We start from the raw sequence: 19,347 nt of genomic DNA on the forward strand, positions 1-19,347 counted from the left end.
ATGGTACTGCGAAAGCGGGAGAGTAGGTCGCCGCCAGTTTTTATTTAAAGTCTCATAGATTATTCTATGAGACTTTTTTTTGTTTTATATCAACATCAAATTATTTTTGAATAAGCAATAAGCAATATTTTTGCTCGAAACTCAAATACATCCAAACTCAAAACTCAAAGAGTTAGCTTTGAATATTGCCTGTGGAATTATCTCGAGAAACAGTAAGCTATGAAGGGCTCATTATTAAGTTTAGTTCTTACATTGACGTTATATATTCAAAAACTAAAAATCCTATTACTATGTAATGCATTTACGAATATATCATCAATATCGATGGCTCCTCAACTGTTAAAATACTATAAAGCGCCTATCGTAAATACGATTCTACTGTTATATGTAGCAGCAGGAATTGTGACTGAAACTCCACTTAATTGCAGCTGAATTGGGATGCTTGAGTATGAAGCCAGCGCCAAAACCGCAGTAATTCTGAATAATTCAGTATCGGTCAGCCCCACTGTCTGATAAGCTGTACCTCCTGTAATTGTACACAAAACACAAAGTGTATTACCATCACCATTTCTTTTTGCGCTTAATATTAAGTCAGAATTCCATGTTGGGTTTGCTTCATAGTGTACCGAAACTTTACCAGTACTTAATAAAAGAGGTACATTTGCAGTCAACAGAATTTGATCTGCTGCACTTTCGTATGTTCCGGAATAGTTTGTTCCGGCTTCTGTGATGGAAGGTATAGAGACTGTCCAATTACTTCCCGTAACAGTTAAAGTTCTCTGTGCTTTTATCTGGTAAAGCATTATTGAAAATAACAAAGCGGTCATTCTGCATATCGAATTCCGAAATATTCCTTTATATTTTTCCATCAGCTATTCTGTTATTGTATAAGTAATAATAACGGGTGTATTTGTTATTGCAGATAAATTTGCATATGTATTGGTAGATACGCTTATTGTTAATCGATGGCCGTTGTTCGCTCCATTTCCCGTATAGGCACCTCTTATTCCGCTGATGACTGTCTGTGCTGTTGAATTTAATGTTATCTGAGAAGATGGTGCTCCCAAAAATCCTCCACCTGAACCAGAAGCAGTTGCTGCCTGAATTTTAATATCAATACCAGGAATTATTTGATTAATTGATGCAGTAATTCTTTTTGAAAGACCTGCTGCTGCAATTGCGGAAGTATAATTTACCCATTTTGAAGTATTTGAAGCGGGTGAAACCAATGGTCTTCCTGCCTCAGTAGGTGCGGGAAAATTAAAATTAATGGTCCCGGCTGGTTCTATATCCATTAATGTAACGACAGGTAAAATTATACCTACAGTACTGTTTCCAGTGGTTTGAGACCATAAATTACATGAGCAAATTATAAGAATCGGGAAAAGTGTTTTGAAATAATTCATTTTTGCTTTCTGTTTTCGTTATAAGTTACCCTGATACTTTCCTGTTGGTATTTTATTTCTGATGATTGCTTTATAACACTGAAAATTATATTTTTTATTTCGTTAGGTTTGAGCTCAAATTCATACTGATCAATCGGAATTTTAAATTTTTTATCTAAACCATTTCTGTAAACTTTTACCTTCCAATTTCCTGGACGAAGATAAGTGAAGTCAAAGTGCTCTCCAATAACGGCAATTTTCCTGTATGTCTGATTTCCATTTGTTGCTTCAATTACTAAATTTTCTATTTTCTTTTTTACCTTTTGAATAGTAAGCTGAGCAAAAGCCGATTTGCTTTCCGTTTCGGTATATTCTATTCTGCCATGAATATTTGCCGCAGTAGTCAAACCGAAATTGAAAAAGTTTTCCTGTTCATTTAAGATTAATGAAGCTGGCAAATTTATATCCGGAATGTCATTCATTTCTGTGGTGGATCTGTCTATTTCTAAAACATACTCGCCCGGAATTACATTCTTAAAAATATAATTACCTCTTTTATCTGTAATCGTTAGATGATTTCCCATTGCCAGACGAATACCATCAGTTTTTTTAACTCCAAGATTCTTAATATTACCGGATAACGTTGTATAATCGGCAATTTTTTGAGATGGGAGATTCATTTTTACAGTATATCTTAATGAAAACATAAAATCTTTATTTCCCAGCTCCCCACGTTGAAGATTATATCTTGTGGAAAGATCAAATTCATGTCCGGGAAATATCTGCCGGTGAAAATTAAGCTCAAAAAGATTTCTATCCGAATAATAATCTTCGGGCATATAATTGTTTTGATAAAACAAACTGAAGTGTGTCTTATCTGAAAATCGGCTCAATATCCTGACTCCATAATAAACCTGTTTTTGGTTTTGCAGCTGATAACGTGAAGTAAGCGCATAACTTCCATAGATATTAAAAGAAGTTTTAAATTTCTCAAAACCAATATTTGCTGTGTAAAAACTTGAATTTCCCGAAAAACCAGTAAGATAATTCTTTGTCTTCCCCAATTGTGTCTCAAGATTGATCTGAAATATTCCGATCTGCTGATCTATTGTCGCCCTGAAAAAATTTTCTTTGTAATCAAATTCTCTGGGCATTAAACGATCCTGGTATCTCTGTGAACCATTGGAAAGCAATAAATTTCCATATTTAGCATACTTATACTGAATCCCGTATTGCAGAAATTTTCGATACGGTGCAGCAAGAAATAAAGTGTCACGCTGAAAATTTTTTGCATCCTGAACATAGTTTGCCATTACATTAATTCTTTTAGAAAGCTGATACTGCAGGCTTCCGTTGAAAGTGCTTGTGTTATTGAAATATCCTGCATATTCAGGACTTGCTCTCATGTATAAAGCATTTCCTTTAATCTTTTCAAAATTGGCAGCAGTTTGCACCATAAAAGCATTTCCGTCTGTTTTTTCGGTTTTGCTGTAAGACGTTTCCCCAGAAAGTTCAATATTTTTATTAAGCTTAAATTTGGCAGCTATATAAGGCAAATGTGCATTGGAATCTAACCGGAGATTTGTGAAGTTAATTTCTGGGCTTTCTGTTCTGGGGATTTTCAGCAAATATCCTGCTGTTACTTCAGACTCTTTTGTAATTTTTAGTTTAGAATACATATTAAATTCATCTTTAATATCTCTGAAGAATCGCGGATGGTTATAAAAGCCGCCGAAGCTTATTTTTTTTAGATCGATTTGAATCTCTCCGCCACGCCCGTATCTTGCATATTCAGTTAAAAAAGAAGACGAGTAATTTTTGTCTCCGAGATGTACCCATAAATTTTTACGCTTATAGTTTGCAAAATATTCTTCATATCGGGTAAAAGAATTAAATGCGACAGGATTTTTGGTAATGGCTCTGAACTCAACCAAATTTTTATTTTCCTGATCTATACTTCCTTTACCGTATAATTCACCCTGAAAACCATCTTCATAACTTCCCCTGTTTTCCATACCTATAAAAGACATTGACGCAGAAACAGGAACTCTGTAGTAAATATCGTCTTCAACGGGTTTTACAGAAATTATTTTTGTGGTGGAATATGCTGTCTGATTCTGACTAAAATTACCATCCGAATATACCGTAAGATTTACATTTTGATATTCATTTTTTCCTAAATCAACACTTGTTTTTCTGATGACTGATATGATTTTGCTTTCTCCGGCAGATAACATTAATTTGGGTGGGTGGTCCACTATTGCATTCTTACTTTCTAAAATTAAATTTTCTGAAATATTACCGTTATTTTTCAGAAGGAATGTTGACGTTATTTTTTCTCCTGCTTTTACAAATTCAGGATAATCCAATGTTGTGAGTGAAATTTTTCTGTTTCCAAAAATAATAAGCTCAGAGGTATAGACCAATTTTTCCTTAGTACTATGGTCTTTTCCATTTACAATAACCGAGTATTTTCCTTGCGGTGCTTCAGCAGCAATTTTTAAAGGAACAATATAGATTTTGCTTTCCTTAGCAGTAAGTGATATGCTTCCTGATTTCAAAATTGGTGTTATAAACGGGCTTGAAGATTCTACAGACAGATCATAATTCTTAGCCTCAGTGGTTCTATTTTCTATTGTAAATGAAATAGAAGTAGTAATTCCCGGCTTTAGACTATCGTTTTTCTGCGAAAAATGTAAAGCCGGAAACAAGAGACTGAATAAAATTATCTGTTTTTTAATCATTTTTTACTTCCAGTTCCACATTGATTGCGAATGCATTTTCGTCTTCATCGGTCGCAATAATTACAGCATTATACTTTTCAGGAGGCATTTTCGTGATATCTATGTGAAAGGATTTTGAGGTTTGTGGTAATAATCCCATAGGCAGACTACTGAAAGTTTCAAGTTTCTGACCATTTTTCTTATTGTAAATTTCTATCGTAGCAGTTGATTTACAATACAGAGTACCATTATTGGAAATAGCTATTTTTAATATTCTTCTTTCCTGTTCTTTTTCAATTTTTACTTCCTCAAATTTCAGGTTGGGCTTCGCATTTTCAGAATCTACATCGGTAATAATCTGAATTGCATATCGAACAATGGAGGTAATGTTGATGCCTTGCTTTTCATTGTCCACTTTAATCTTCTCAACAGGTTCTACAATAATTACACTCCAGTAGCTTCCGGCATCATTAATTTGGGCAGGCACAGTAATTTCATAAAATACTTCTGTTTTTTCTTTGGGTTTTAAACTGATGAAATTAGTGTTAAGCTGAATCCATCCGGCATTGGTTTTCGAATTTGTATCAGGAGCAGAATATTGTATTGAGCCATTTGACTGATAGGTGATATCCTGTAAAAACAATTTAACATCCTGAATTTGCTGACCCGCATTTTCAATTGATATTTTTCCTTTATAGACTTTGCCGTTTTCAACCTTATAATTATGTGAAAGGCCAATAAGGATGACAATATTTGCCTGTAGAAAGTAAAAGGGAAGTATCAGAGCAACGAGTAAGAATATCCGCTTTATCATTTAAATGTAAAGTTTTAGGGTTATGTGAAAAAAATAGTAAATCCGGGAGAAATTTCAGTGAATTTCTCCTTGATTATAAGATTAAATTTTTTGCGAATTCTTAGTTATCCGATATGGTATAGATTACTGTGGCAGCGGCAGTAGTCGTAGCTTGCAGATCTGCATAGTTGGCAATATTTCCGCCTGCAGCTAACGCATAAGTGAGATTATGGCCATTGTTGGCCCCGTCTCCTGTGTAAGCACTTCCGATCCCTGAAATAATAGTCTGATCTGTTGCGCTTAAAGTGAGCTGAGCAGATGGGGTTCCCAAAAGCCCTCCTCCTGCACCTGTTGCAGCAGCGGCTGTAACATTTATATCTACCCCCGGAACAGGAATATTAAGTTTTACCGATACATTGCGTGTTGCATCGGCAACAGATTTTATGGAAGAATAATTCAGCCAAAGAGTGTTGTTACTCCCATTTGCAACGATAGGGAGACCTGCTTCTTCAGGGGCTGTAAAACCTAAGGTAATGTTTTTGTTTGCAGTAGGCTCAATGTCTACTATAGCAACTTCGGGAACAGTAATGGAAACGGTGTGACTGTCTGTGTTTGTGTCCTGAGCTTTTAAATTTGCAGAGAATGCTAGCGCTGCTAAACACATAGCTAAAGTAAATGTTGTTTTCGTCATGGTGTTAATGTTTTGAAAAGTGAAGTTAGTCAAAAATCTATTATAATATGAAATATTTAACAATAAAATTTTATGCTTACAAATTCGTTATCAATTATTTAATATTATTGATAAATAAATTTTTACATGATTGTTAAATATTTTGAAAATGATTTTGCGGCTAAGATCGATATTTTAAAAAAAAGTACACCAAAATCTACATAATGCTTTTTATTTTTCAGTTTAAATAAATTAAGAATTTGATAGAAGTGTTTAAAATTCTGACCTGCCAGCAAAATGCCAGCTGTTGTTTTCCGTTTTTATCCTGAGATCATACCAACCTTTAGTGCTTTCTAAATCAATAATGATGGTATGTTGGTAGGAATCCGGTCGAATGTCCATTTTGGTTTTCTCATAAAGATTTTCCATACGGATAGTATAATTTTTATTCGGGATATTACTTATTTCAATTTTTATCTTTTCTTTAGATAATGTATTGGACAGAATTACTTCTATTTCTGGTTTCTTTTTACCTTTAAATTTTCTTACAAAGCCATTAAGGCCAATTATTTCATAGCTGTACATTTCAGAACTGATCGGATGGGTAAGTTTGCCATTCGATTGAAGTCTGTAAGAAAAATAATAGTTTTTAGTATTAAATGCGTTTTTGTCGTAAACAATTAAATCAACATCATTGTTTTTGAGGTTCATCATGCTGATCTCGTTATTTTCTATGTTAACGAGATAATTTTGGGTCTGAAGAATCGGTGGTTTCATGTCTCTTCGGAATTTCAATTAGTTTTTGATTGTTTTTCAGAGAACATTTTGGGATTTGGCAGAATGATTACGATTTTTCATAATCAGTAATGTCAGTAAGAATTTTACATGACAAATTTAATGTGTGAAAATTACTTGTTTCTTAATCTTTTGTTAAGAAATTAGTGTTTTTCGGTTTCGAAAATAATAAAAAATATTAACATAATATAATATATTGTTAATATTTCTTAAAATCTGCTCAAAATTCCCCAATGAATCTTTATGTCATTGAACTTGAATGGGTTTCCGAATTCGTTACCATTAGAAAGCTGAAAGCTCATCAAACCAATCGGAATAAAAAAGTTGAAGCCGAGGCCGACACTGTATAGTTTAGGTTTTACATTAAGCGATTTGTTATTGAGTTGCCCATACTGCCCGAAAACATCAAAAAATGCCTGGCTTCCGATCAGATATCTGTATTCAACACCAGCGTAGTAATAGAAATCGGCGGCGAGTGAACTTTCATTGAAACCACGTAGGGAGTTCCAGCCTCCAAAACGGTACAATTCGTTGGCGGAGAAATCTATTTTAGAATCCATCATGGCACCTTCTCCTTTTATGTTGAGAAAGTGATTTCCGTTGATGTGATAATTGTATTCGCCAAAAAAGTAAAATTGGTTTTGATTGGCTTTAATATTTTCTCCGGTGTAATTGGTTGCTAAAAAATCATATCCGACATTTAATTTAGACTTGTAAAGGAAAAGATCGATGTCGGTAGGTTCAGTCATGTCAAAGAAAATACCGATCCCCTTTTTGTTGTAATCTTTCCCCTGGATATAAAGGCTGTCTATAATGGTTGAATTTTCAAAGGTTCCTCTCAGACCAATTTTCTGCCGGCTGTTAAGATGATAATAAAATGCGGGCAAAGCTTTCACATTGGCAAAAGTAGAGTCTTGTCTGAAGATATTCACTTTCATATTTAAGCCTACATTTGAATTAAATAAATAAGGAACATCGGTCTGCAAGTCGAAGGTTTGCCCTTTATCAGGGTTTCTTTGCCAGTATAAATTCACGGTTTCGAAACCATTGAACATATTTTTGAAGTTCACGTTCAGTGTTCCGTTCAGAGTAAATTTGTCTGTTTTATCGTTTCCAAAACCGATAACTCCGTCAAAAGTATTGGTCTTTTTCTTTTCCATGAAGAGATAAATCTGCGTAGAATCTTTGGTAAAAAGTGTTTGCGGTTGCCGTTCAAGCGTGATGAAAGGGTGGCTCTGGAAATTTTTATTGACGGCAATCAGGTTTTTGTCATCATACGTTTTCCCCTTAAATTCTTTCTCTAAATTTTTAATAAACCTTTTTGGGACTCGGGTATAGCCTTTCGCTACAAAACCGTCGATGGTTCTTTTATTATTTTTATTAATATCAAGTTCTACAACCGGAAAACCGTTTTTCTTTCCTTTAAACTGAGATTTTATTCTGCTGAAGGCAAAACCGTCATCAATATATTTTTTGTTAATATTTTTTTTAACCGAATCTAAATTTTTAGTAAAAAACTCTTTTTCAAGTTTGAATCGGTCAACAATAGAATCTGAGAGATTCACGTAAGTTTCGTTGAAGTTTTTTCCTTTATCGTAAAATATTTCGGTACTGTCACCTGTTACTTTTACATCTTTAAGTTCTGTGAAAAAATAATTATTTTGAGCCAAAGAATCGAGAAATTTTGCAGCAGAAAGAGAATCTTTTACTTTTTTCTTGGCTTTTGTTTCGGTATCAATCAGGAAATAATGTTTCTTCTGCGCCTGTACAAAAACGCAAAATAATACAAAAAATATTTTTAAAATTAATTTCAATTTGTCATTCTGAATGTAGTGGAACGGAATAAAGAATCTCTACAAAATACAAAAAGATCTTCACTGCATTTCATTCCGTTCAGAATGACAATGCGCCCAATCAATCAACTCAATTTAAGCCAGTTTATTATACTTCTTCATCAAATTCTCATACGTTCCCTGCGGAAGAATCCATTTCAAAGGAACTCCGATTTTCTGCCCGAATTTACCAAAATAATAATGAGCTTTCCATTTATTTTTGCTTAAAAGCACATCAATATATTCAGCCACTTCCAAAGGTTCCGTTCCGTCGCCCACGTGAGAATTCATTAAAGCATAAACTTTATCGAATACATTTTTATACGGTTCTGAAACTTTTGTTCGCACCCGGTTTTCAGCAATATTGGTTTTAATATCTCCCAAATGAAGCGAACAAACATTCACATTCCAAGGGTAAACTTCGTATCTCATGGCTTCTGTTACTTTGTCTAAAGCTGATTTTGAAGCCGAATAAAATCCACGGAAAGGCAGTCCCATTTCACTTCCGATACTGGAAACATTGATGATTTGTCCAAACTTGTTTTCTCGCATTTTCGGCATTACCGCACTCATCATCTGAACGGCTCCCACTAAATTTAAGTTGAATAATTTTAAAATATCCTCTTTCGAAGAATCTTCTACAGCTCCTACCATTCCCATTCCGGCATTGTTTATCAGGACATCAATCCTGTTTTCTGTTTTCAGAACTTCTGCAATCGCATTTTGCACGGCATCATTATCCGTAACATCTGTAGGAATAGATTTGAAATACTGACTTTCGGTGTGTTTTCTGCTCAAGCCGTAGACTTTATGACCTTTCTTTCCGAAATATTCTGATAACACGAAACCAATTCCTGATGAGGTTCCGGTGATGATTATAGTTTTATTCAATTTTTTAAGTTTAAAATGTTAAGCCAATATCTTCTCTTTCAATCATTTTTGTTTCTTCGAGATTGCAGATACAGCCTTTTACCGTTTTATAGTTTCCTTTAATTCTGGTTTCTTTTCCTTTTTTATCTTTAATAATAATTCCAGCGGTGTATACTTCACCTTTCGCATGATAGGTTCTGAACAATAAATAATCATAACCATTATGATTAAATGAAAGATTGTCTATTTCCATTCCTGCATTTTGTATTCCTCCACCTCGCCAATAAGAGTTATAGTGAAATTTTTTCCAGCTTTCCTTCGTTCGTTCTTTCGGAAATTCCATTTCAATTTTATTCGGACTTCCAAAACGGTATTGAATGTATTGGTTGTTTTTATCTTTTACCAAAGTCATTTTCTTTCCATTTTTGGTTTCAAATGAATAGATGACTTCTTCATTCGGTAAAAGATGTTGAGCCCAAAATGTCAAAGGAATTAAAAGATATATGATGAGAAGAAGCTTTTTCATTTAATTTTCATTTAAAATAATTTTCAAATCCTCCCAAAACATGGGGTACGACTTTTCCACTACATCTTCTTCTTCAATATGTAATTCTTTCATCAGACAAAATGGAGCAAAGCTCATTGCCATTCTGTGATCCTGATAGGTTGCGATGGAGATATTTTCTTGTGGGTCATTAAAACCGATTGATTTTATCGTTAAATCCGTAAATTCTGTTTCTGTACCCAGTTTTTTCAGTTCGTTATGTAAAGCCAGCAATCGGTCGGTTTCTTTTACTCTCAACGTTCCCAATCCTGAAATTTCAAAAGGTATTTTCAAACCTGCGGCTGTTACACAAAGCGTTTGTGCGATATCCGGGCAATTATTCATATCCAAAACGATCTTTTCCGGAAATTTGAAATCTTCAGTTGGTTGAAGCGTTAATTGATGCTCTTCTTCTTTGAAAGTTGTTATAATTCCGAAAAACTTCTCATAAATTTCTGCAATCGCAGAATCTCCCTGTGTGGATTCTTTATAAAAACTTTTCAGATGGATTGTTTTTCTTCCCAAAGCCGCAAAAGAGTAGAAATAAGAAGCCGAGCTCCAGTCGCTTTCTACTTCATAGTTGATGGTTGATAGTTGATGGTTGTTGGTTGATTCTACTTTAATCGTGTTGCCAATGAAGCTGTTTTTAATTCCGAATTTCGTTAAAATGTTGAGCGTCATTTCGATATAAGACCTTGAAGTCACTTCACCGACCAAGTTGATTTCTAAACCGTTTTCTAATTTCCCTGCAATTAGTAGAAGAGAAGTGATAAATTGACTTGAAATATTTGAGGGAACATCAACTTTAGTCTCAGTAATTTTTCTACCTGTAATTTTCAAAGGCGGAAAACCTTCATTTTCCAAATATTCAATTTCTACGCCCAAGTTTTGTAAAGCCGTTACCAGATTTTTGATCGGTCTTTCTTTCATCCTTTTGGAACCCGTCAGAATCGTCGTTTTTCCATCCTGAATGGAATAATACGAAGTTAGAAAACGCATCGCTGTTCCCGCGTGATGAATGTCGACAGTGTCCGTATTCTCAGACAAAGCTTTTTTTAATAACTGTGTATCCTGAGAATTCGACAAATTCCCGATTTTTATGTTTTTAAACAGACTTTCCAAAATCAACAAACGATTCGAAATACTTTTCGAACCGCTGATTTGTATGGTTTTGTTTCCTTGTAGTTTTGATTTTTCTAGCTTCTTCATTGTTCTTCTAAGTTGGAAGCTGGATGCAGGAAGTTGGAAGTTTAAGAATAGTGTTAAACCTCAGGATTCCATCATCCATCTTCATTATTTCAGTTTCTCATTATTCTGATGACGATCTTTATCGCGATCAGTCTTTATCTTCATTTTTTTATCAAAAGCTTCCTGCAGATTGACTCCGGTCTGGTTGGCCAAACATAAGGTTACAAACAGAACGTCTGCCAATTCTTCACCCAGATCTTTGCTTTTATCGCTTTCTTTTTCGCTTTGCTCACCGTATCTTCTTGCGATGATTCTTGCGACTTCACCAACTTCCTCTGTCAGCATGGCCATATTGGTGAGTTCATTAAAATAACGGACACCAATGGTTTTTATCCATTCATCAACTTGCTGTTGCAGATTTGTAATTTCCATAATTTCTTAAGAGCCAAGGCAAAAGTTAAAAGAAGCAGGTTTAAATTAATTTAAAATTTAGGTTAGATATCAAATATCAAATATCAAATATCAAATATCAAATATCAAATATCAAATATCAAATTTATTGATAAGCACCCAATGTAGGATTTGAAGTTCTGTCAGCGCCCACAATATCAGTAGGAACTGAATTGGCGACCGTAAGATCCCCTTTTCCTCTTGCAGGAGAATCTGATTTCACTCTAAGATTCATCTGTGCAGCAAAATAATTAATAAACTTTGGTTCTTGATTTTTTATACTTCCCGTAACGTTTGAATTGGTGTCAAAATCGAAACCTGCAGCGCTTGTTCCGGAATATTTCAGCAAACAGTTTTGGATAGTAAAATTAAGCAGCTGTCCCGGAGTTTGCTCCAAAGCAAGGGCATTGTCACGATCCGAATACACAATACTGTTTCTTATGTTAAAGTGCAGAGATCCTTGTTCAGTCTGGCCATTTTCATTTTTGTATTCATTGGCTGCGAAAATTCCGTCACGGGGAGCCTGATGCAGCAATTCGGAGTAATTAACAATGGTTGAATGCACAAAATCATACATTCCGCCTTTGTAAATACCAATACAGGCATCACCACAATTGTTCATCACCAAATTATTTGCGTTGATATTTGATCTTATAGCGTAAATTCCATATTCATAAAAATTATGAATAAACGAATTGGTGATGGTTGCATTTGTTTCTGTCATTTCTAATCCTCTTGTTCCGCCGAAAAGTCTTGCATGATTCATGGTCAGATTTGAGTTTTTCTCCATTCGGATAGAATTCCAGTTTCTTGGGATGGTATCATAATACGTGTCATTTCGGTCTCCACGCAGAATCACCTGTTCGTCTTTTGTTCCGTTAATGTTGAGAGTGGCTCCTGTGGAAACTTTCATTCCGCTGTTTTTATGAAAATAAACTTTCGTTCCTGGCTGAATAGTAAGATGTACTCCCGGATCAAGCGTAAGATCTCCGTAAATAATTTTAGCTTTATTATTAGACCATGTTGCGTCTGAAGCAATCACGTTCGGATTTGAAGGGGTTTTAATGAAAAACTCTGCATCCTGAACTACCGAAAACAACGTTACGTGTTGTTGCCCTGCTCCTGTTGTAAATAAAATACGGTCTTCGGCAATTGCTTCCGGACCTGTAGCCTGCGGAGCAATTTCAACGAATATATATAAACTGTCTTTCTTTCTTAGGGGAACATTCTGAAAATCGTGCCCGGGTTTTCCGTCAACATTGATTCTGTATAAAGATGCAGCTCCTTTCTCAAGACTTATTCTTGGGATCATGACATCCTTATCTTCATTATTAAATACTTTTACGGCATACGTTTCAGAACGTACCTGATGATAAACAGTATCACAGAAAACAGTATCTCTTGAGAATCTGAGCTCCTGAGAAGGTGCATCAAAAGTAATATCATCCTTGTTACAAGAAATTGCTAAAAGCAACAAGCAGAAAGATAAAAAGAGTAATGATTTGAGTTTCATCAAAATTAAAGTTTATATAAATTTCAAATTTAACGAAAATACTTTGAAATTCTTATCTTTTAAAAAATGTTGAATGAGTATTTGTATATTTTAAAAATTATTGTATTTTTGCAACCTAAAATTTAGCAGAGAAATATCCATTACTATTTCGAAAGCAAAACTTTAATTTTTTAAAATTTATTATGAAACCGCAAGGTTCCATGTGACAGTTAAACAAAAATAGAAATTTACACATGAAAAACGGAATTCACCCAGAAAATTATAGACTTGTTGTTTTCAAAGATATGAGTAACGACGAAATGTTTCTTTGCAAGTCTACGGCAGATACTAAAGATACTATTGAGTACGAAGGACAAGAGTACCCATTGATCAAAATGGAAATCTCTTCTACTTCTCACCCTTTCTACACAGGTAAAACTAAATTGGTTGACACTGCAGGTAGAGTAGATAAGTTTATGAACAAATACAAGAAATTCGCTAAGTAATTTTTTGATTTTACAATATTTTAAAAGTCTTTCGGTTCGGAAGGCTTTTTTTATGCACTTTAATCAGAATTAAAATCTGCATAGCAAAACTTCTCTCAATGATTCGTATTTTTGTAAATCTCGAATCTCGAAACATTGAACATAAAACTTTAAACCCTAAACCCTCATGCAACTCGTATTTTCCGATGCACAATATTGGGAAGATTTTCTTCCGCTTACTTTTACCCGTCCTGTTGCAGAAATGCGCTGTGGAATTCTTACGTTCTCAGAAAGATGGCAGAAAATTTTAGATTCTGAAGAAATTTCATGGTTTACAGAAATGTATCTTCAGCAAAAATTCAGAGAGCCGGAAAAAAAGGAAAGCCTGTTTTTGGTGCCTAATTTTCTTCCTACAGAAGCCGTTATCCAGCAAATTAAAGAGTTGAAACAAGGTGAGGCATTAGTGTATGAAGATGAGCTGGTTGCTGCAAAAATCAATATGGAAGGTTTTTCTTTGAGTCAGATTGAAAAAATGACTGATATTAAGGAAGAACTTGTTTTCTTTAAAAAGCCGACTGATCTTTTTACATATAATCATAAAGCTATCGATTTCGATTTTGAATTGCTGACTAAAGGGAGAATCTCTCAGGAATTATCTTCCACCAATGGGTTTCTGGGAAAAAAAGAAGATTTATTCATTGAAGAAGGCGCTGAAATAGAGTTTTCAACAATCAACACTAAAACGGGAAAAATCTATATTGGCAAAAATGCAGAAGTGATGGAAGGCTGTAATCTTCGCGGTCCGATTGCGCTATGTGAAGGCTCAAAATTTAATTTAGGAGCAAAAATTTATGGAGCCACGACAATTGGCCCTTATTCTAAAGTAGGTGGTGAGGTGAGCAATATTATAATTTTCGGATATTCAAATAAAGGTCATGACGGGTTTGTCGGGAATTCTGTGATTGGCGAATGGTGCAACTTTGGTGCAGATACCAATTCATCAAACATGAAAAATAATTATGGAAATGTAAAATTGTGGAGCTACAGAACCAAAGCTTTTGAAGATACAGGGCTGCAATTTACGGGGTTAATTATGGGAGATCATTCTAAAATGGCAATCAACACTCAATTGAATACTGGAACGGTGATCGGAGTGGCATCAAATGTTTTTAAAGAAGGCTTTCCGCCAAATCTTATTGAAAATTTTTCGTGGGGCGGATTTAAAGATGATGAAAAATTCAAGCTGGATAAAGCTTACGAAGTGGCAGCAAGAGCAATGGCCCGTAGAAATGTGGCCTTAACGGATGAGGATAAAGGTATTTTAAAACATATTTTCAATACGTATTAAGTACGATAAATAAAGGAAACTTCAAATAATTTTGAAGTTTTTTTATTTTCGGTGTAATATTTTTAGATTTCAGATTGTCTTATTGATAGAAACCAACTTATGACTCAGGAAACTTTTAAGAATACGGTATTTATTCTCAGAGATGAGATGTTCCGTTTTGCGAAAAGGTTTGTCATGAGCAGCGATGAAGCAGAAGATGTAGTACAGGATTTGATGATAAAATTCTGGCAGAAAAAAGAAGAATTGGGGCAGTTTGGTAATCTTAAATCTTATGCTTTGAAATCTGTGAGGAATGAATGTCTCAACCGACTCAAGCATCATGATGTAAAATTAGGTTTTGCAGATCTGCAGCTCCACCGTTCGGAACTCTACAGCATGGAAGTGAATAATCTGAAAGAACAAATTATCGGTTTTATCAACCAACTTCCCGAAAAACAGAAAATGGTTATTCATTTGAAAGATGTAGAAGAGTATGAAGTGTCTGAAATTTCTGAAATGATGGAAATGGAAGAAAACGCAGTAAGAGTAAATCTGATGCGCGCTAGACAAAAAGTAAAAGAACAAATCTCACAACTGATGAGCTATGAACAACGACAAATTTCAAGATAAATACAACGAAATCTTCCAAAATTTAAAGGAAGAAAAAATGAACTGGGATTTTGAAGATTTCCTGAAAAAAGCTGAAAGAAATGAAGATGAGATTTCATCAAACGAAACTCTGGTCATTCCGATTCAAGCTAAAAAGCCTTCTTTTCCGAAATGGTTCTGGATGGCGGCAAGTGCGGTAATCCTTTGGGGGCTTGCTTTCATATTTAATTATAATCAAACTAATGGATTAAACGAACAGGCAAGATTGGTAGAGAATGAAATTCAGAAACAGAAAACCGAGTTTATTAATGAAAACCACAATCACGATGTTCAGGTTGCGGTACATACAACAGATTCGGCTTCCGGAGCAAAAAAAGATTCTATTTTTATTGAAAATTCTATTGCAGAGAAAGATGTTTTGGATGAAATTTTATCTAAAAAAAGCAGAATTAAAAAAGAATCGAAACCGAGATATGTTTACAATTCTCAAAGTAATCTCAGTCAGAAAGATTCAACAGGATATAAAGATTCTTATGTGATCGTCAACGGAAAGCGTATCGAAAACATGGAAGAAGCAATAAATGTAACAAAATATTCATTTCAGGTGGTCGCCAATAATGTGAATCAGGCATTGGCTCCGAAGGTCATGGATAATGTAGATTATTAACAACAGATTATGCAACTGATCAGGCTTATAATCAATTAATTAACTGAACTTATGAAAAAAATATTCATTATATGTACTCTTGTGCTGTCTCATTTCTTCAATGTGTACGGACAAAAAAACAAGCTGGATCAGCTTTTTGATAAATATCAGGAAGTTGAGGGGGTGACCTCCATTAAGATTGCGAAACCGATGTTCGGAATGCTTAGCAATCTGAATATTGCAGACGAAGAACTCGATCAGATAAAGCCGCTTCTTTCAAAAATTGACGGATTGAAAGTTTTAATCACAGAAAATACCAAAGGTGAGCTTGCCAACGTAAATAAAGAAATTTCGTCTTATCTGAGTAATCTGAATTACAATGAGATTATGTCTGTGAAAAATGCTGGAAGTAGAATTAAGTTTCTTTCATCGGATGCAAAAAACGATGGTACGCTGGATAATATGCTCTTGAGTATCGACAGCGGAGGCGGAGAAAATATTTTAGTGATGCTTGATGGCAGACTTTCGATGGATGATGTCAATAAAATGATTAATTCTACTGAGGCGAAAACTAATACAACGAGATCAACGATTACAAACAGTTTTGTATCTGATAATTCTACATCTTATCTAAACGGTGAGAACAGAAATGTAGGAGAATTCTCCGGGATTGATATGAGCACAGGCGTCAAGGTGGTGTTCAAGCAGGAAAACAATCCGAGTGTAAAAGTTTTTGCAGATTCAGATAAACTTCAGAATGTCATCACAAAAGTTGAAAACGGAGTTTTGAAAGTCTATATTGATAATAAAGGAACAAGAAATCTGAAATTTAAAAATCTGAGTATAAATGTTTCTTCACCTTCAATCAATAAAATAAAAGCTTCATCGGGCTCGAATTTTACGGCAGTAAATGAAATCCGGGCGAAGGATATGATCGTTGATGCATCTTCGGGATCAGCAGTTGTCGCAAAATTTCATATTTCAGGAACGTCAAATTTTGAAGCAAGTTCGGGATCTAATGTAAAATCTACGGTTAGTGCAAATAAAGTTTTAGTAAAAAGTTCAAGCGGATCAAGCGTTACCTTGGAGGGCAATACAGAATATGTAGCCATTGATGCAAGCAGCGGATCTTCATGCAAAGCCGAGCGCTTAACAGCAAACGTAGGTATCGTAGAATCTACTTCAGGGAGCAGTGCTTCGGTGAATGCTAAAGATCAATTGACTGTAAAAGCTTCTTCAGCAGGATCTGTGAAATATAAAGGAAACCCGAGAATTGATGCTAATATCAGTAAATCTTCAGCAGGAAGTTTAAATCAAATCAACTAATCATTAAAAACCATGAAAGCAATTAGAGTCATTTTCCTCGTTTGTTGTACTTTATTTTTAATGCAGTCATGTATTGTTTCTCATAAACCGAATATGGCGTTTTTCTCAAATTCAGACTATGATTATGAAGATGCCCAATTTGCGAGTATTAATGTGCCTATGTTTTTAGCGAAGCCTTATATCAAAAAAGCTTTGAGTGAAGATGGTGAAAGTGAAGAAGCCATCGCCATGGTAAAAAAAGTCTCGAAGATAAAAATGATGACTGTTGCCAACGGAAATGACAAGCTGATGAAAGATTATGCCAATTATCTGAAAAATGAAAATTACGAAGAATGGGCTACCATAAAGCACGATGGTGAAAATGTAAATATCCGTGTAAAGCAGCAAGGTGACATGATAAAAAATATGCTGATTACTGTAAATTCTAAGAAAGATTTGGTCTTTGTAGATGTAAAAGGGAGTTTTACAGCAGATGATATTTCAAGAATGATCAACATCGCATCCGATAAATAACTTCATATTCAACCATATTTAATTTTGTAAAGTCATCTTTTAGGTGGCTTTTTTCGATTTATAACATGAATTGTTAAGTTTTATTTAAACTATTATAGTTGATTTTCGTATCTCGCTGAAAAGCCTTAATTTTGCAAGAAAGTAAAGATGTCTATTCATAACAAAATTGTAGAGACAGCCATCACTTTCGATGACGTGCTTCTAGTTCCTTCTTATTCTGAAGTTTTACCTAACCAGGTTTCATTAAAATCAAGACTTACCGACAAAATTACGCTTAACGTTCCGATCGTTTCCGCTGCAATGGATACCGTTACAGAGGCTGATTTGGCGATTGCTTTGGCAAGAGTTGGCGGTTTAGGTTTTATTCATAAAAATATGCCCATTGCTGAACAGGCAGCTCAGGTAAACAGAGTGAAGCGTTCTGAAAACGGAATGATCTCTGATCCTGTTACCCTTTCAAAAGACCACACCTTAGGTCAGGCTAAAGAGTTAATGGCAAATTATAAAATTTCCGGACTACCTGTTGTAGATGCAGATAATGTTTTGATCGGAATTATTACCAACAGAGATGTAAAATATCAGGAAAATCTCGATGCAAAAGTAGAAGAGATCATGACCAAAGATAAGCTCATCACTTCTGATAAAAATACAAATCTTGAGAAAGCAAAAGAGATTCTTCTTAAAAACAGAGTTGAAAAGCTTCCGATTGTTGATGCCGAAAATAAATTGGTAGGCTTAATTACCATTAAAGATATCGACAATCAGCTAGAATACCCAAATGCAAACAAAGATCAGAACGGTAGATTGATTGTCGGAGCCGGAGTGGGTGTAGGAGAAGATACCTTAGATAGAATTGCTGCTCTGGTTGAAGCAGGTGTTGATATTATCGGTATCGATTCTGCACATGGTCATTCTAAAGGAGTTTTAGATAAAATTTCAGAAATCAGAAAAGCATATCCTGATTTGGATATCGTCGGTGGAAATATTGTTACAGCTGAAGCTGCTAAAGATCTCATTGAAGCAGGCGCAAATGTTCTTAAAGTAGGAGTTGGTCCGGGTTCTATCTGTACAACGAGGGTTGTTGCGGGAGTTGGAGTTCCTCAGTTATCTGCTATTTATAATGTATATGAATATGCTCAGACTAAAAATGTGGCAGTTATTGCTGACGGAGGAATCAAGCTTTCAGGAGACATTGTAAAAGCAATTGCAAGTGGAGCAGGAGCAGTAATGTTGGGTTCACTTTTAGCCGGAACTGATGAAGCACCGGGAGAAGAAATTATTTTCCAGGGAAGAAAATTCAAAACATATCAGGGAATGGGAAGTCTTTCTGCAATGAAAAGAGGGGGTAAAGAAAGATATTTCCAGAGTGAAGCTAAAAAATTCGTTCCGGAAGGAATTGAAGGAAGAGTTCCGAGTAAAGGGAAACTGGAAGATGTAATTTTCCAATTGACCGGTGGTTTGAGAGCAGGAATGGGATATTGTGGAGCTAAAGATGTTGAAGCTTTACAGAAAGAGACTAAAATGGTAATGATCACAGGGAGCGGATTAAAGGAATCGCATCCTCACGACGTTATTATTACTCAGGAAGCTCCAAATTATTCTTTATAATGATAAGCTTTGGGCCAATGGTAGTTTGGCTTTAAATTAAATAAAAAGTTTCGGGGGGGGGGTTTTGGCCGCCCAAAACCTTTTTTCCAAA

The 19,347-nt window shown here is 34.9% G+C and carries 19 protein-coding genes; 7 read left to right on the forward strand and 12 right to left on the reverse strand.

The window, feature by feature from the left end; genetic code table 11:
- Positions 1-347: 347 nt before the first annotated feature.
- The 12 genes from ACR1PN_RS19505 to ACR1PN_RS19560 all read right to left on the reverse strand — a co-directional run bounded on the left by ACR1PN_RS19505 (position 348) and on the right by ACR1PN_RS19560 (position 12,763).
- Positions 348-869, reverse strand: coding sequence for a hypothetical protein (locus ACR1PN_RS19505; RefSeq protein WP_433981394.1), 522 nt, complete (start codon positions 867-869; stop codon positions 348-350).
- Positions 870-872: 3 nt separating this feature from the next.
- Positions 873-1,406, reverse strand: coding sequence for a hypothetical protein (locus tag ACR1PN_RS19510; protein ID WP_433981395.1), 534 nt, complete (start codon positions 1,404-1,406; stop codon positions 873-875).
- Positions 1,403-4,129, reverse strand: coding sequence for a COG1470 family protein (locus ACR1PN_RS19515; protein ID WP_433981396.1), 2,727 nt, complete (start codon positions 4,127-4,129; stop codon positions 1,403-1,405). Before ACR1PN_RS19515 ends, ACR1PN_RS19510 begins: the two co-directional genes overlap by 4 nt.
- A complete protein-coding gene (locus tag ACR1PN_RS19520; RefSeq protein ID WP_433981397.1) occupies positions 4,122-4,922 on the reverse strand; it encodes a WxL protein host-binding domain-containing protein in 801 nt (266 codons plus the stop codon). The genes ACR1PN_RS19515 and ACR1PN_RS19520 overlap by 8 nt, the downstream gene beginning before the upstream one ends.
- 100 nt (positions 4,923-5,022) lie before the next feature.
- Complete coding sequence (locus ACR1PN_RS19525) at positions 5,023-5,592, reverse strand: hypothetical protein (protein WP_378181270.1); 570 nt, start codon at positions 5,590-5,592, stop codon at positions 5,023-5,025.
- A 252-nt stretch (positions 5,593-5,844) separates the two neighbouring features.
- The gene (locus tag ACR1PN_RS19530) at positions 5,845-6,348 is read right to left on the reverse strand and encodes a hypothetical protein (protein ID WP_378181267.1); all 504 of its coding nucleotides are present in this window, start codon (positions 6,346-6,348) and stop codon (positions 5,845-5,847) included.
- A 227-nt stretch (positions 6,349-6,575) separates the two neighbouring features.
- Positions 6,576-8,180, reverse strand: a complete 1,605-nt coding sequence (locus tag ACR1PN_RS19535; RefSeq protein ID WP_433981398.1) for a hypothetical protein — start codon at positions 8,178-8,180, stop codon at positions 6,576-6,578.
- Between the two features lie 114 nt (positions 8,181-8,294).
- Complete coding sequence (locus ACR1PN_RS19540; protein ID WP_433981399.1) at positions 8,295-9,089, reverse strand: SDR family oxidoreductase; 795 nt, start codon at positions 9,087-9,089, stop codon at positions 8,295-8,297.
- Positions 9,090-9,099: 10 nt separating this feature from the next.
- A complete protein-coding gene (locus tag ACR1PN_RS19545) occupies positions 9,100-9,594 on the reverse strand; it encodes a hypothetical protein (protein WP_433981400.1) in 495 nt (164 codons plus the stop codon).
- Positions 9,595-10,821, reverse strand: coding sequence for a 3-phosphoshikimate 1-carboxyvinyltransferase (locus tag ACR1PN_RS19550; protein ID WP_433981401.1), 1,227 nt, complete (start codon positions 10,819-10,821; stop codon positions 9,595-9,597).
- An 84-nt stretch (positions 10,822-10,905) separates the two neighbouring features.
- Positions 10,906-11,232, reverse strand: coding sequence for a nucleotide pyrophosphohydrolase (locus tag ACR1PN_RS19555; RefSeq protein WP_034678907.1), 327 nt, complete (start codon positions 11,230-11,232; stop codon positions 10,906-10,908).
- 124 nt (positions 11,233-11,356) lie between these two features.
- The gene (locus tag ACR1PN_RS19560) at positions 11,357-12,763 is read right to left on the reverse strand and encodes a hypothetical protein (protein WP_433981402.1); all 1,407 of its coding nucleotides are present in this window, start codon (positions 12,761-12,763) and stop codon (positions 11,357-11,359) included.
- A gap of 233 nt (positions 12,764-12,996) precedes the next feature.
- On the opposite strand from ACR1PN_RS19560, the gene ACR1PN_RS19565 reads away from it, so the two are divergent.
- The 7 genes from ACR1PN_RS19565 to guaB all read left to right on the forward strand — a co-directional run bounded on the left by ACR1PN_RS19565 (position 12,997) and on the right by guaB (position 19,256).
- A complete protein-coding gene (locus ACR1PN_RS19565; protein ID WP_378181247.1) occupies positions 12,997-13,248 on the forward strand; it encodes a type B 50S ribosomal protein L31 in 252 nt (83 codons plus the stop codon).
- A gap of 166 nt (positions 13,249-13,414) precedes the next feature.
- Positions 13,415-14,575, forward strand: a complete 1,161-nt coding sequence (locus ACR1PN_RS19570; RefSeq protein WP_433981403.1) for a GlmU family protein — start codon at positions 13,415-13,417, stop codon at positions 14,573-14,575.
- Positions 14,576-14,674: 99 nt separating this feature from the next.
- On the forward strand, positions 14,675-15,184 hold the full coding sequence (locus ACR1PN_RS19575; RefSeq protein WP_378181241.1) for an RNA polymerase sigma factor: 510 nt from the start codon (positions 14,675-14,677) through the stop codon (positions 15,182-15,184).
- Entirely contained in the window at positions 15,159-15,830 is a 672-nt protein-coding gene (locus ACR1PN_RS19580; protein WP_433981404.1) for a hypothetical protein, read from the forward strand. Before ACR1PN_RS19575 ends, ACR1PN_RS19580 begins: the two co-directional genes overlap by 26 nt.
- A 51-nt stretch (positions 15,831-15,881) precedes the next feature.
- On the forward strand, positions 15,882-17,135 hold the full coding sequence (locus tag ACR1PN_RS19585; protein WP_433981405.1) for a DUF4252 domain-containing protein: 1,254 nt from the start codon (positions 15,882-15,884) through the stop codon (positions 17,133-17,135).
- A gap of 12 nt (positions 17,136-17,147) precedes the next feature.
- Positions 17,148-17,648: a DUF4252 domain-containing protein gene (locus ACR1PN_RS19590; protein WP_433981406.1), complete on the forward strand. Its 501-nt coding sequence runs from the start codon at positions 17,148-17,150 to the stop codon at positions 17,646-17,648.
- Positions 17,649-17,795: 147 nt separating this feature from the next.
- Positions 17,796-19,256 (forward strand): IMP dehydrogenase, encoded by a 1,461-nt coding sequence (guaB, locus tag ACR1PN_RS19595; RefSeq protein WP_378181228.1) that lies wholly within the window; start codon positions 17,796-17,798, stop codon positions 19,254-19,256.
- The last annotated feature ends 91 nt before the right edge of the window (positions 19,257-19,347 follow it).

Origin of the sequence: Chryseobacterium sp. RLHN22 (genome assembly GCF_051011795.1) — a bacterium.
GTDB lineage: Bacteria > Bacteroidota > Bacteroidia > Flavobacteriales > Weeksellaceae > Chryseobacterium > Chryseobacterium zhengzhouense.